Below are 13374 nucleotides of genomic sequence, written 5' to 3'. Positions count from 1 at the left end.
GTCGCCCGCCACGCACGGAGGCCGCCCTCTCCGAGCGGGATCTGATGCTGCCCACTCTTCACAAACGATTATCGATTAGTGTAATGTCGCGAGCGGCCCTCCCTCATGCATCAGGAAAGGATCAACGATGATCAAGGCCCGAGTCCTCCCCCTCGCCGGCATCGCGGCGGTATCCGCCCTCGCCATCGCCGGCTGCTCGACCACCCCCGGTGACGACGGCGGCGATGCCGGCGGCGACGTCACCGTCCGCATGCTCGTGAACGTCACCCCGAACCTGACCGAGGAGTTCTGGAACGACCTCGTCGCCCCGTTCGAGGATGCCAACCCGAACATCGACGTCGTCATCCAGAACCCGGGTGCCGAGGGGGTCGAAGCCGCCGTGCCGCGTCTGCTGGCCGCCGGTGACGCTCCCGACGTCGTGCAGTCCATCGCCCCGACGACCAAGCTCGCTCCCGAGCTCGTCGACCTCTCGCAGTACGAATGGGCGTCGTCCGGTCCGCTCGCCGACCAGTACTCGATCGACGGCAAGAACTACATGGCCGGCATCGGCGTGCAGCTGCAGAGCCTCTTCTTCTACAACAAGACCGCCTTCGAGGAGGCCGGGATCACGGAGCTGCCGACGACCGTCGACGAGCTCACGGACGCCCTCGGGAAGCTCAAGGACGCAGGGTGGACCCCCGTCCAGACCGGCGGCGACTGGATGACCAGCCACACGCTGCAGGCGCTCGGACTGCCGACCATCATCGCCGACGACCCGGAGTGGTTCCAGGACATCTCGGCGGGCGACGTCACGTTCAGCGAGACCTACGGCGACGCGGTCGAGACCTACGCGGACTGGGTGTCCGAGGGGTACATCCCCGGCGACGCCCTGGGCATCAAGTACCCGGATGCCGAGCAGGCCTTCCTCTCCGGCAAGACCGCGGTGTACTCGATGGGCAGCTGGTTCGCCGGCACCCAGGCGAAGGCGACGGACTCGGCCGACATCGGCGTCTTCCGCGCCCCCGCGATGAGCGCCGACGAGCAGCCCGCGATGGGCGCCAACATCGCCAGCCCCTACTCGATCCTCAAGGCGAGCAAGAACCAGGATGCCGCGGCGAAGCTCATCGAGTTCCTCACCACCGACCAGACCGCGGTGAGCGACCAGCTCGCTGTCGACGGCAACTTCCGCGACGGCTACGAGTACGACATGACGCCGCTCGGCGAGGAGCTGCTGCAGATCGTCGCCGACACCCCCGCCGAGGCCTACACGCCCACCGGCGGTGGCTACGGCGAGCGCACCCTCCCCGACGGTTACGCGGGCGAGATCAACACCCAGACCCAGGCCCTCCTCGGCGGCGCGCCCGCCGACCAGGTGCTGCAGGCCATGGACGACTGGTTCGCCGCGAACGCCGGCTGACCCTCGAGGAGCCGGGGACACATCGTCCCCGGCTCCTCCCCGGCGCTGCTCCAGCGCCCTCCCCGCTTACGCGCCACCGAGAACGAGAGTGCCGCCATGACTCCGCCCACCACGACCGCGCCGCCTCCGGCCGCCGCCGCCACCCCGACAGGACCATCGACGCCGATGAGCTCGCCCCCCGCCCCGCGCCGCCGCACGGCGCTGCAGCAGTGGCGGAACCGGATCCCCGGCATCCTCATGGGCGGCCCGGCCGTCGCGGTCTTCCTCGCGATGTTCGTCATCCCGATGATCCTCGCGGCGGTGCTCAGCTTCACCGACTGGAACGGGTACAGCCTCAACTTCACCTTCGTCGGCTGGGACAACTACGTCAAGGCGTTCCGCAGCCCGCGCTCGACGCAGGCCGCGATCTTCACGGGCATCATCGCGGTGGTGGGCACGATCCTCTGCAACGCCATCGGCCTCGCGATCGCCGCCCTCATCTCCGGGCCCGGCCGCTCGAACACGATCCTGCGCACGATCTTCTTCTACCCGTACGTGATCAGCGCCCTCATCATCGGCTTCCTCTGGTCGGCGATGCTCTCCCCCACCGGCGCCGTCAACGGTCTGCTCAGCACGCTCGGCCTCCCGGCGATGCCGTTCCTCACGGACCCGACCTTCGCCAAGGCGAGCGTGATCTTCACGATCGTGTGGTCGCACTTCGGCTTCAACATGATCCTGTTCCTCGCCGGCATCAAGTCCGTCCCCGCGGAGTACTACGAGGCGGCGACCGTGGACGGCGCCTCGCGGTGGCAGCAGTTCCGGTCCATCACGCTGCCTCTCATCGCGCCGGTCTTCACCGTGAACCTCGTGCTCACCCTCGTCGGGCTCCTCAAGGCGTACGACGTGGTGCTGTCGCTCACCGACGGCGGGCCTGCCGGCTCGACGCAGACCATCGTGTACCAGATCCTCAAGGACTCCTTCGCGAACTCGGCCCTCGGCTTCGGCGCCGCGCAGTCCATGATCCTCCTCATCGTCACCGCGGTCGTCGGCCTCGCCGTCACCCTGGTGCGACGCCGCGCCGAGCAGAAGGCGACCGACTGATGAAGCAGACCCGCAACCGCCCGGCCCTCGCCGTCAGCGCGATCCGGTGGATCGTCCTCGGCGTCGTCGCGATCACGATGCTGATCCCGATGTACACGATGCTGATCAACGCCTTCAAACCGCAGGCCGACATCATCGAGAACCCCCTGCTGATCACTCCGCAGATGTTCACGTTCGACTACCTGTGGGCCGCGATCACGAGCAGCAAGTTCAACGTGATCGCCGCGTACGGCATCACGCTGCTGTTCGTCGTGCTGGTGAACCTGTGCTGCATCGCCCTCGCCGCGCCCGTCGCCTACGTGATCGCGCGCGGACGGTCGAAGTGGCACCTGGGACTCCTGCTGCTCTTCGTCTCCGGGCTCTTCATCCCGGGCCAGGTGACGCTGATCCCTGTGGTCTTCGTGCTGCGGGTGCTCGGGCTCATCAACACGATCCCCGGGTTCATCCTCTTCGAGACCGCGGCGACCCTGCCGGTGACGATCTTCCTGTTCACCGCCTACCTCCGTAGCGTGCCCCGCGACATCGACGAGGCGGCGTCCCTGGACGGCGCCGGTCCCATCCGCGCATTCTGGGCGTGCATCTTCCCGATCATGAAGCCCGTGGTCGCGACGGTCGTGGTGCTCAACTCGATCGGGGTGTGGAACGACTTCGTGAGTCCGCAGATCATCCTCGGGCCGAGCTCCGGGATCTACACCGTGACCACCGGGGTGTATGCGGCGGTCGGACAGTTCTCCACCGACTACACGCAGGTGTTCCCGACCCTCCTGCTGGCCGTGCTGCCCGCGATGGTGTTCTTCATCGTGATGCAGCGCCACATCATCGGCGGCCTGGTCGCCGGAGCGACGAAGGGATGACCGTGCCGGAGACCCCGCTCACCCGTCCGTTGCGCACGATCCCGGCATGGGCCGTGCTGCAGCGCCGGCTCTTCGCCGAGGTCGAGGAGGCCCGCCGCCTCTTCCGCGACCGCTACACGCTGCCGGACGGCCGCCTCCGCGGCGTCGCCGAGTTCATCGACCGCGACGGCGTGGACGACCTGTACGAGCCGTTCTTCAACTGGCCCGCGTTCTACCTGCTCGGCGGCCCCGACGAGGTCCTCGCCGACGCCAAGCGGCACTGGGAGGGCGTGACCGTGCAGCTGGCCGAGGCGGGCATGCTCGCCGAGGAGTACGACAACGGCTACGACTGGTTCCACCAAGGCGAGTCGCTGCTCTTCCTCGCCGGCATCTGCGCCGCCGACCCGGCCGACACCGCGTTCGCCGCGCGCGCCGCCCGGTTCGCGGCCCTCTTCACCGACCCCGCGAAGGGCAACTACGACGCCGAGCGCAACATGATCCGCTCACCGCACAACGGCGCGCTGGGCGCCCGCGAGGGGCTCGACGAGAAGATCGTGCCGTACACGGCCGACCGGGACGAGATGCGCCCCTACGGCCTGCCGCTGCACGGTGTGGACGGGATCGCCTCGTGGGAAGACCTCGCCGATCCCGCGCACGCCCAGCGCATGGCGGAGGAGATGCAGCGCCGCGCGGCCGGTGACATCGCCGTGAACCTCGCCGCGACCTCCCTCGCCGCGAACCGCTGGCTCTACGACGGCCACGAGGAGGCGGCCGCGTGGATCCGCCGGTACGTCGACGGCTGGCGCGCGCGGGCGGACGGCGGGCTGCTCCCCGACAACGTCGGCCCGGACGGCACCGTCGGCTCCCTCCACGACGGCCGCTGGTGGGGCGGGCACTACGGCTGGGCCTGGCCGCACGGGCTGCACTCGGTCGGCATGAGCGCCCTGATCGGTGCCCTCAACCACGCGCTCGTCACAGGCGACGACGCCGCCCTCGACCTCGTGCGCACGATGCTCGACACCGTGCTCGCCGAGGCGCGCACGGGCAGCGTCGCCGAGTCCACCTACAGCCTGCGCGGCGGATGGATGGCCCGGCTCGGTGCCGCCGCCACCGAGCCGGGACTGCTCGTCCCCTACCGTCACGGCGCGGACGGCTGGTTCGACTACGGTCCGCTGCAACTCGACCTCCCTCTGTGGCTCTGGTGGTGGTCGCGACGGGCGTCTGACCGGGAGCGGCTGGAGACGGCGATCGCCGGTCTCCCCGACTCCACCGACCTCGTCGCGCCGTTCCGCGACAAGGAGGAGGCGGGCCACGAGGCCGGCTGGTTCGCGTATCTCTCCGGCGACCTTCCGGACTACCCGGTGCGGGCATTGGAGATGGCGCTCGGCCAGGTGGCGCGCCGTGCCGCGATGATGCTCGCCGACGACCGCGACCCCGACGCGGCGCACCTGCACTTCTGGCAGCGCGTGAACCCCGTCGTGACCGAGGTGCTGACCCAGCTCGTCGGCGGGGCTCCACAGGTGCTCTACAACGGCGGACTCGGTTTCACGGCTCTGCGCTACGAGGATGTGGACCGCGCGCGACCCGGGCTCCCGGAGGACGTCGCCGCGCTCGTGCACCGCCTCGACGACCACGGCATCGGCGTGCAGCTCGTGAACACCTCCGCCGTGCACACCCGCACCGTGCGGCTGCGCGGCGGGCGCTTCGGGCTCGACCGGATCGTCCAGGTGACCGCCACCGGGGAGGAGCCCGGCTTCTGGCCCGGCGCCTCGGGCACCTACACGGCCCCGGACGCCCCGCTCGTCACCACGACGTTCGACGTGGACGACGACCTCGTGGTGACCTTGCCCCCGGCGCACAGCGCCGACCTCGACCTGACCATCGCGCGGGCGACCGGCTCGCCGCGCCACCTGTTCCCTGAAGGAGACGCATGAGCGCCGATCTGATCCGACCCGACTTCGCCCTGCCCGTGCGGGGTGCGGCCTACGAGCGACCCTCGCGCGAGGTGGTCGACTCCTTCGACGCGATCTCCTCCGCCACCGCGTGCGCCAAGCTGCACGGGCTCGGGATCCGCCGCAGCTACATCGACGGGCCGGAGCCGCTGAGCCTCGGTCAGCGCGTGGTCGGCTCGGCGCTGACCCTGCAGTTCATGCCGCAGCGCGAGGACATGGCCTCCGGCGACGGTCAGGAGTACGCCGAGCGGCACACCGCCCTGTGGCACGTGCTCGAGGCCGTGCAGCCCGGCGACGTGCTGGTGATCCAGGCCTACGGCAGCCGCTTCTCCGGGTGCATCGGCGACATCCTGGCGCGTTACTTCGCGCGCAAGGGCGGGGCGGGGATCGTCGTGGACGGCCGCATCCGCGACGCCGGCCGCATCCGCGAGCTCGGCATCCCGGTGTGGTCGACGGGCACGACCCCGCACTACGCCTCGCAGTCGGAGCTCGTGCCGTGGGCGTACGACGTACCGGTCGCGGTGGGCGGTGCGCTGTGCATGCCGGGCGACCTCGTGGTCGCCGACGACGACGGCCCCGTCGTGGTGCCGCGGGCGATGGCGCCGCAGGTCGTGGACGACGCGCGCGATCATGAGGAGTGGGAGGTGTTCAGCCGCCGCCGTCTCGACGAGGGCGCGCGCCTGAGCGACTACTACCCGTTGACCCCCGACAGCCGCGAGGAGTACGAGGCATGGCGTTCCGTCCAGAGCTCCGTCCGCTGAACCCCGCCGTCGCCGCGCGCGACGACGTCGGACTCGGTTGCGCGCCGATCGGCAACCTCTTCGCCCCCGTGGCGGACGCCGACGCGGTGGCCACCGTGCATGCGGCGCTCGCCCGGGACGTGCGGTTCTTCGACACCGCGCCCCTGTACGGGTCGGGTGAGAGCGAACGGAAGCTCGGCCTCGCCCTCCGCGACGTCCCGCGCGACGACTACGTGATCGCGACGAAGGTCGGCCGGGTGCTCGTCGATGCGGACGGCCGGCCGGTCTCGGGAGCCGCGAGCGGGCACGACTCCGTCGTCGATCTCAGCAGGGACGGCGTGCGGAGGAGCCTCGACGGCAGCCTCGCCCGGCTGGGCGCCGATCGCGTGGACGTGCTCCACCTGCACGACCCCCTGGACGTGGAGGCGGCGTTCGCGACAGCACTCCCGGCGCTCGTCGAGCTGCGCGACGAAGGAGTGGTGCGCGCGATCAGTGTGGGCCTCGGGCGGCTCGACCCCCTGGAGCGCTACGTCGCCGAGGCGCCGCTCGACGTGGTGATGGAGGCCGGACGACTCACTCTGCTCGACCGCACCGCCCTGGACCGGCTGCTGCCGACCGCGGCGGCCCGCGGCATCGGGGTGCTCGCGGCCGCCGTGTTCAACTCCGGCATCCTCGTCGACCCGGTCGGCTCCCCGTTCTTCGAGTACAAGCCCGCACCCCCGGAGCTCCGGGAGCGGGCGCTGCGGTTGCAGGCCGTGTCCGCGACGTACGGCGTGCGGCTCGCCGACGCCGCGGTGCAGTTCCCGCTGCGGCACGGTGCGGACGCCGTGGTCGTCGGGGCTCGGACGCCCGCGGAGGTGGACGCGTTCGTGGACGGCCTCGATGCCGAGCTGCCCGCCGCGCTGTGGGACGCCCTCGACGCGGAGGCCGCGTGACCGCGCGGCGCAGGATCTGACGTGCGGATCGTCGACGCCCACGTGCACGTCTGGGATGCGGATGCCGTGCCGATCCCCTGGTTCCGCGACGACCTCGGCCTTCCCCGCCACGCCGCGGCCACAGACCTCGGGCGGGAGCTGACGGACGCCGGCGTCTCCTCCGCCATCGCCGTGCAAGCAGCGGACTCGGTGGCCGAGGCGGAATGGCTGACCGCGACGGCCGCCCGGGACCCGTACCTGCGGCGCGTGGTTCTGCAGTACACCCCCGCGCCGGGACGGGCCGCCGGCGCCACCGCAGTCGCGTTCTCTCCCGCCGTGGTCGGCGTGCGCGCCGCGGTGCCGCAGTACGCCGCTGACCTGTCCGATGTGGACGGCCTCGACGCCCTCGCGGAGCACCTGGGAGCGACCGCCCGCACCCTCGAGCTGCTGATCCGCGCGGAGCAGCTTCCCGCCGCGGCCGCCCTCTCCCGACGGCACCCCGGCACCGCGATCGTCCTCTGCCACCTCGGCCTCGGAGCACGGACGGCCGATGCCGCATGGCTCTCCGCCCTCGCCGAGGCCGCGTCGGCTCCGGGAGTGTCGGCGAAGGTCTCCGGGCTCGACCTCGCGGCGCGCGGGGCGGACGAGTCGCAGGAACTGCTGCGCTCCGCATTCACCCTCTTCGGCGCGGACCGGCTGATGTTCGGCAGCGACTGGCCGATGTCCACGCGGACCACGACCTACGCGGAGGTGCTCGCCGCGACCCGGCGGGCCCTTCCTCCCCTGTCCCCTTCCGAAGCTCGAGCATTCTGGTCCGGCACCGCCGACCGCCTCTCCCCCTTCACCGCGTAGCCCCCCGTCGCAGATCCTCACCGCGTCGCAGGGACTCTGGTCACCCGTGCGACCCCGGGGCGAAACTGCGACCCCGCGCAGGGACTCCCCACCCCGGGACACTTCCGCACCCCCGTCGCGGATCCGCCCCGTGTCGCAGGGGCTCCGGCCAGCCGTGCGACCCCGGTGCGAAACTGCGAACTCGCGCGGGGGTCAGTCGAGGAGGGTGCCGGCGGCGTGGGCGCGGAACAGGGAGGACGCGGCCTCTTCGTCACCGGCGTCCAGCGTGTCGAGCAGGCCCTTGTGCCAGTCCGCGACCTCGTGCCAGTCCCCCGTGAAGGTGGGGTCGCCGAGCACGTGCATGACGCGCAGGCTCGGCTCCAGGAGGTCCCACATGCGGGGGAGGTACACGTTGCCGCTGGCCTCGATCACCGCACGGTGGAAGGTGAAGTCGAGCTCGCGGAAACGGGCGAGGTCCTCCGCCTCGGCCGCCTCGTGCATCTGTGCGATGAGGCCGACGAGCTCGGCCCGGCGAGCCGGGTCGAGCGCTCCGCAGGCCAGCCGTCCGGCCAGCCCCTCCAGCTCGACGCGGGCGACCTTGGCCTGCGCCGCCTCCTCCGCGGAGTAGCTCGCGACGAAGTTGCCCTGATGCCGCACGTGCGACACGAGACCCTCGTGGGCGAGCCGCTTGAGGGCGTCGCGCACGGGCGCCTGGCTCACCTGCATCTGCCGGGCGAGCTGCGACTCCACGAGCTGCTCGCCGGGAGCCAGCGTGGAGTCCTTGATCATCGCCTTGATGAGCGCGTAGATCTGATCAGACAGCAGTCCGCGCTGCAGTCCGGCCGTGCCGAGAGCATCCGTCATGACCATCAGTCTACGTCCATTATCGACTATCGCTAATGGATGCGGCCGTGCGCCAGGCATCCGCGATGAGGGCGGATCCGCGGGGCGTCGGGTGCACCCCGTCCGGCGCGAGCTCGACGACCGGATGCTCCTCCGCGGCCGCCGTGAAGACATCGTGCAGGGGCACGAACGCCGCCCCGTGTTCCGCGGCGAGAGCCCGCACCGCCGCCCGCTTCCCGTCGAGGTCGTCGAGCCATGCGCGCTGCTCCTCCGTCACCGGGAGGAAGTACGGCTCCATGAGGATCAGCCGCGGGGCGTGCGCCGCCACCGCGCGGCCGAGGAGGTCGCCGAGCGTCGCCTCGAAGTCCTCGGCCGGGGTCGGGTCGTCGCTGTCGAACCGCCGCCACATGTCGTTCACGCCGACGTACACGGTCAGCAGCTCCGGCGCCGTCGGCAGCAGCTCCGCGTCCCACCGGGCGGCGAGGTCGCGGGCGCGGTCCCCGGCGATCCCGAGGTTGCGGACCGTGGCTCCCGCCGCCTGCAGCTCGGGCGCGAGGAGCGACACGTAGCCATCGCCGAAGGACCCGGGGTCGGAGCGATCGCGCCCCGCGTCGGTGATCGAGTCTCCGATGAAGGTCACCCGCATCGTGGCACGTCCTGTTCGTCGTTCTTGAGCTTGGGTCGCACCGAGATCGGGAGCTCGACGCTCGCGCCAGCGTACGTCACGGTGAGCGTGTGGTGCGGGCGCACCTTGCTGCTGTCGAAGCCGCTGACCATGTCCGCCGTCACCTGCTGCGTGGTGCGGGAGCCGTCGCTCCAGTCCACCCCCAGCAGCATGCCGGTCACGTCGAGCTCCTCGCCGCGCACGTAGCGGGTCTTCGGGTCTGCCTCGGGGGCCCAGCAGATGCCGGTCACCGTCGCGGGCGGTGGCGTCGGCCGCACGGCCAGGGTGTTCGTCTTGCCGTAGTGGTAGACGTTGAAGAAGCCGTCGGCACCGATGCGGAGGTTCTCCCTGGCGTCGACCATGTTCCACACGGTCACGTCGTCCACCCGGAGCACGATGCGGGTGCCACCGTCCTCGGCGACGGCCCCGAACTCGATGCGGTGCGTGGAGCCCGGCTCGATGACCGTGTTGGGGATGCTGTCGAGCATGGTCTGGCCCGGGGTCCAGCTCTGGAACTCGATCACGTCCTCCTTGATCACCGCGAGGTAGCCGGTGTTGGAGTTCTGCCAGGCGGGGAGCCCGGTCTGATCGGAGCGCGCCTGGAAGCCGTACCAGCCGCCGTCGAAGGCACCGAACTCCGCCTCGAACTGCAGCAGGGTGTCGCCGAAGCGCTCGGCCTCGTAGCCGTGCACGCCCTGGCCGCTGATCACGACGCCGGTGTCGTCCACGGCGATGTGGTCGGACTGACTCCAGTTCGCCCCGTCCTTCAGCTGGCCGTCGAGGCGGGTGGTCGGGTACTCGGCATCGTCCACCGTGACGGTGACCGTGTCGCTGAGGCTCGGGTCGGCGACCGAGGTCGCGGTGATCGTCGCGGTTCCGGCCGTGACCCCCGCGATCCGGCCGCCGGAGACCGTGGCGACCTCCGGCGCATCGGTCGTCCAGGTGACCCGGGCGTCGCTGGCGTCCTCCGGGGCGACCGTGGCCGCGACGGACCGCCGCTCCCCCACGGTCAGTCCCACGGCGTCGGCGTCCAGGCTCACGCCCGCGACCGGAACACCGGAGAGCGAGAACCCGATGTCGTCGAAGTCGAGCGAGGCGTAGTTCTCCACGTAGAACCCGACCCGACCGGCCTTGCCGGGGCCGGGGTCGGCGCCTTCCAGCGCGATCGCCCCGTTCACGGAGATCCGGATCTGCCCGTCCTGCACCGCGATGCGGACGTGCGACGTCTCCCCGGGGGTCAGGCCCTGCGCCGCCGGCACGACCTTCTCGGCGACGACCTTCCAGGCGTCGTCGAAGATCGTCCAGGTCGGACCGGCCGCGGCCTGACGGAAGCGGATGTAGCCGCCGCCCTTGCCGTTGCGGTCGTAGACGATGAGTCCCGCGTTGGCAGGGGTCGTCGCCGGCGCCGTGACGTCGAAGTCGAGCACGAACTCCGTGAAGTCCCGCGGCAGGATGCTGTTGGCGCCCTTGAGGATGCGGTACACCTTGTCGCCCGATGCATCCACCTGAATGGAGCGGTTCGGGTCGGTCGGCCAGCCGTTCGCCCCCGACTCGAAGTCGGTGAAGTGCAGCACGCCGTCACCCTCCTCGACGATCACCTCGATGGTCGCGGTCTTGGTGGCATCGGCCTTCGCCGTCGCCGTGACCGTGGTCGTGCCGGGGCCCATGCCGAGCACCACGCCCTTGTCGTTCACGGTGGCGACGGCGGCATCGGCCGAGGCATAGGTCACCGCGGCGTCGTCGGCGTTCCAGGGCAGCGGCACGGCACGCACCCGCACCTCGTCGCCCGCGTCGATCGTGAGCGTGTCGCTGTCGAACGCGATGCCCTCGAGCGGGACGGTCTGCGGCTGCTGCGTCTGCCCGATCGCGCCGTCGACCCCGATCTCGCCGAAGGCGATGGACTCGAAGCCCGGGATCTGGTCGAACACGGCGGCATCGGCCTTCAGCGTGTAGTCGCCGTTCGCGGCGTCCACGAAGCCGGGGTCGGCGTCGGCCACCCAGTTGTCCTCGTAGTTCAGGAGGTTCTTCCCGTCCTTCGCGCCGTGTTCGTTGACACCGGCCATCCGGGCCCGGTTCGGGTTCCACACGACGTTCTCGGCGAAGGTGCTGTGGTTCGGGAAGTGGTGGTCGTCCTCGAAGAAGTGCGCGAGCTCGGGGTACTTCGTCAGATACGGCGTGCCGACGAAGTCGTTGTTGTCGGCGAACACCTTCTCCCAGGCCGGCATGTAGTCGCGGTCGACGACGTTGCCCTCCTGGTCGCCCATCCACTGCTCGTAGTTGTCGTACGGGGCGTACGCGTCGACGAAGACGTTGTTGCGCGCCTCGATGTAGTCGGCCGAGCCGCTCTTGATCGCGCCGTTGCCCATGTTCACGAACACGTTCTTCTCGATCGTGAGGTCCCACGTGAAGTTGTCGGCGTAGATACCCTCGACGCCCGCCATGCCGACGCCGATGTCGTGGAAGTAGTTCTCACGGAACACGTGGCCGCGCTGCTGCGGGGTCTTACCGGAGTTCATGTAGATCGCACCCAGGTCGTGGAACTGCTTGCAGACGTCGTACACCTCGTTGCGCTCGAACAGGTGGTCGTTGCCGTGCACGATGATCCCGGGGTGGGGAGCGTCGTGGATCTCGTTGTCCCTGGCGATGTTGCCGACGCCGTCGAACATCACACCGGGGTTGTAGGCCTTGTGGTAGTAGGCGAAGTCGGCGATCTCGGAATTCTCGACCCGGTTGCGGCCGGGTTCGAGCGTCGTCTTGTCGCCGCCCTGGAGTACCACGCCGACGCCGCCGACGTGCGTGAGCCGGCTGTCGGTGACGGCGTGGTCGCGGCCGCCGCGGTTCACCGGGATGCCGTCGTAGGTGTAGCGGCCTGGCGAGTTGATGAGCACGCCGCCGTCGGTGAAGTTGCGGATGTCGCTGTGCGAGATCGTCACGTGCGAGCCGCCGAGGATGACCGCGGCCGTCGCGCGTCCGTACTCCATCACGAGGTCGTCGAAGTTCACGTAGGAGGCCCCGTCGGCGCGCAGCATCGGCTCATCGAGCGTGGTGACCGTCACGGCGCCGCGGCCGGACGTGAAGGCCGCGTTCGGGATGAGGTACAGCTTCCCGGCGTCCCGGTCGATGTAGTACTCGCCGGGGGCGTCGAGTTCCTCCAGCAGGTTCTGCGCGAAGTGGAAGTCGGGGAACCAGCTCTTCATGATCCCGGACATCTCGCCGTAGCGGAGGGTGATGGTCTTCGCCTCGGTGTCGATGCTCTCGATCTTGTTGTACGACCACTCCCAGCTGTAGCCGAAGATGCCGTCCAGCCACACGTCCTCGGCCTGGGTCCAGTGCTTCGGGCGGTCGTAGCCGTAGCTGAACGTGCCGCCGCGCTCCTGCAGGTCGGCGTCGTTGCGGTCGGGCCCGGCGTCGATGATGTCGCCCATCTGCACGGTCGGGGTGGCCGCGTCGGCGTTGGGCCAGCGCGCGAGGGTCATGCCCTGGCCGTCGATGAACAGCTCCATGGGCGGGGTGGTGCTGACGTCGTTGGCCTTCCAGTAGCCGTGGCGGCTGAGCTGGCCGTAGTCGGTGATGCCGAGGTCGGCGAGGTCGATCCCGACGACACGGTCGCGGGCAGCTGGGTCGATGATGCGGTCGGTCACCGCCGCGTCGTCGACCGCGGCGAACTGGTCGCGCGGCAGCTCGCGACCGCCGGTGAGGGTGGCAGTCTCCCCCGGGTACGAGCGGTAGGTGATGGGGGCGTCGGCAGTGCCCGAGTCCTGCGCGCCGATCTCGAACGACGCCGAGCGGGGGTACGTGCCCTCCCGGAGGTACACCGTGAGGCCGTCGTTCGGGAGCGCGGAATCCGCCTTCAGCGCGCGGATCCGGTCGCGGGCGCCTTCCAGCGTCGCGAGGGGGTCGTCGATCGTGCCGGAGGCCGCGTCGTCACCTCCCGGCGCGAGGTAGAGGGCGTCATCGTCCGCGGCCGCAGCCGCCGACGGGATCGCCGCGCCGAGGGCGGATCCGAACACCGCCGCCAGGGTCAGGCTTGCCAGTACACGCTTCATCGCGTCTCCGAACTGTCGCTTCCCGCACGGCCGATGCGCGCGGCGCCGCGGGAGCGGCTGCTCCGACCGTAGCCA

At 70.5% G+C, this 13374-nt stretch carries 10 protein-coding genes; 7 read left to right on the top strand and 3 right to left on the bottom strand.

Features of this window, described 5'->3' with window-relative positions; translation table 11 throughout:
- Nucleotides 1-127: 127 nt before the first annotated feature.
- The 7 genes from AB0N68_RS08005 (at nt 128) to AB0N68_RS07975 (ending at nt 7767) form a co-directional block, all read left to right on the top strand.
- Nucleotides 128-1396, top strand: coding sequence for an ABC transporter substrate-binding protein (locus AB0N68_RS08005; RefSeq protein WP_280565958.1), 1269 nt, complete (start codon nt 128-130; stop codon nt 1394-1396).
- 96 nt (nt 1397-1492) lie between these two features.
- Nucleotides 1493-2476: a carbohydrate ABC transporter permease gene (locus AB0N68_RS08000; RefSeq protein WP_292795071.1), complete on the top strand. Its 984-nt coding sequence runs from the start codon at nt 1493-1495 to the stop codon at nt 2474-2476.
- Nucleotides 2476-3330, top strand: a complete 855-nt coding sequence (locus tag AB0N68_RS07995; RefSeq protein ID WP_101848193.1) for a carbohydrate ABC transporter permease — start codon at nt 2476-2478, stop codon at nt 3328-3330. The genes AB0N68_RS08000 and AB0N68_RS07995 overlap by 1 nt, the downstream gene beginning before the upstream one ends.
- Entirely contained in the window at nt 3327-5243 is a 1917-nt protein-coding gene (locus AB0N68_RS07990; protein ID WP_187662500.1) for a DUF8034 domain-containing protein, read from the top strand. Before AB0N68_RS07995 ends, AB0N68_RS07990 begins: the two co-directional genes overlap by 4 nt.
- The gene (locus tag AB0N68_RS07985) at nt 5240-6022 is read left to right on the top strand and encodes an RraA family protein (RefSeq protein WP_280565963.1); all 783 of its coding nucleotides are present in this window, start codon (nt 5240-5242) and stop codon (nt 6020-6022) included. Before AB0N68_RS07990 ends, AB0N68_RS07985 begins: the two co-directional genes overlap by 4 nt.
- A complete protein-coding gene (locus AB0N68_RS07980) occupies nt 5992-6936 on the top strand; it encodes an aldo/keto reductase (RefSeq protein ID WP_280565964.1) in 945 nt (314 codons plus the stop codon). The genes AB0N68_RS07985 and AB0N68_RS07980 overlap by 31 nt, the downstream gene beginning before the upstream one ends.
- A 21-nt stretch (nt 6937-6957) precedes the next feature.
- Nucleotides 6958-7767 carry an amidohydrolase family protein gene (locus tag AB0N68_RS07975; protein WP_292795067.1) on the top strand — a complete coding sequence of 270 codons (810 nt, stop codon included), beginning with the start codon at nt 6958-6960 and terminating at the stop codon, nt 7765-7767.
- Between the two features lie 192 nt (nt 7768-7959).
- Here AB0N68_RS07975 and AB0N68_RS07970 read toward each other — a convergent pair whose 3' ends face one another.
- From AB0N68_RS07970 to AB0N68_RS07960, 3 genes are read right to left on the bottom strand one after another with little or no spacing between them, the layout of a single operon-like run.
- The gene (locus AB0N68_RS07970; RefSeq protein WP_136051814.1) at nt 7960-8610 is read right to left on the bottom strand and encodes a GntR family transcriptional regulator; all 651 of its coding nucleotides are present in this window, start codon (nt 8608-8610) and stop codon (nt 7960-7962) included.
- Between the two features lie 19 nt (nt 8611-8629).
- The gene (locus AB0N68_RS07965; RefSeq protein ID WP_187662505.1) at nt 8630-9235 is read right to left on the bottom strand and encodes an SGNH/GDSL hydrolase family protein; all 606 of its coding nucleotides are present in this window, start codon (nt 9233-9235) and stop codon (nt 8630-8632) included.
- Nucleotides 9226-13299 (bottom strand): Ig-like domain-containing protein, encoded by a 4074-nt coding sequence (locus AB0N68_RS07960; RefSeq protein WP_292795064.1) that lies wholly within the window; start codon nt 13297-13299, stop codon nt 9226-9228. The genes AB0N68_RS07965 and AB0N68_RS07960 overlap by 10 nt, the downstream gene beginning before the upstream one ends.
- Nucleotides 13300-13374: the final 75 nt, after the last annotated feature.

Origin of the sequence: Microbacterium meiriae (assembly GCF_040685015.1) — a bacterium.
Classification (GTDB): Bacteria; Actinomycetota; Actinomycetes; order Actinomycetales; family Microbacteriaceae; genus Microbacterium; species Microbacterium meiriae.
This window is presented reverse-complemented; position numbering and strand designations above follow the sequence as displayed.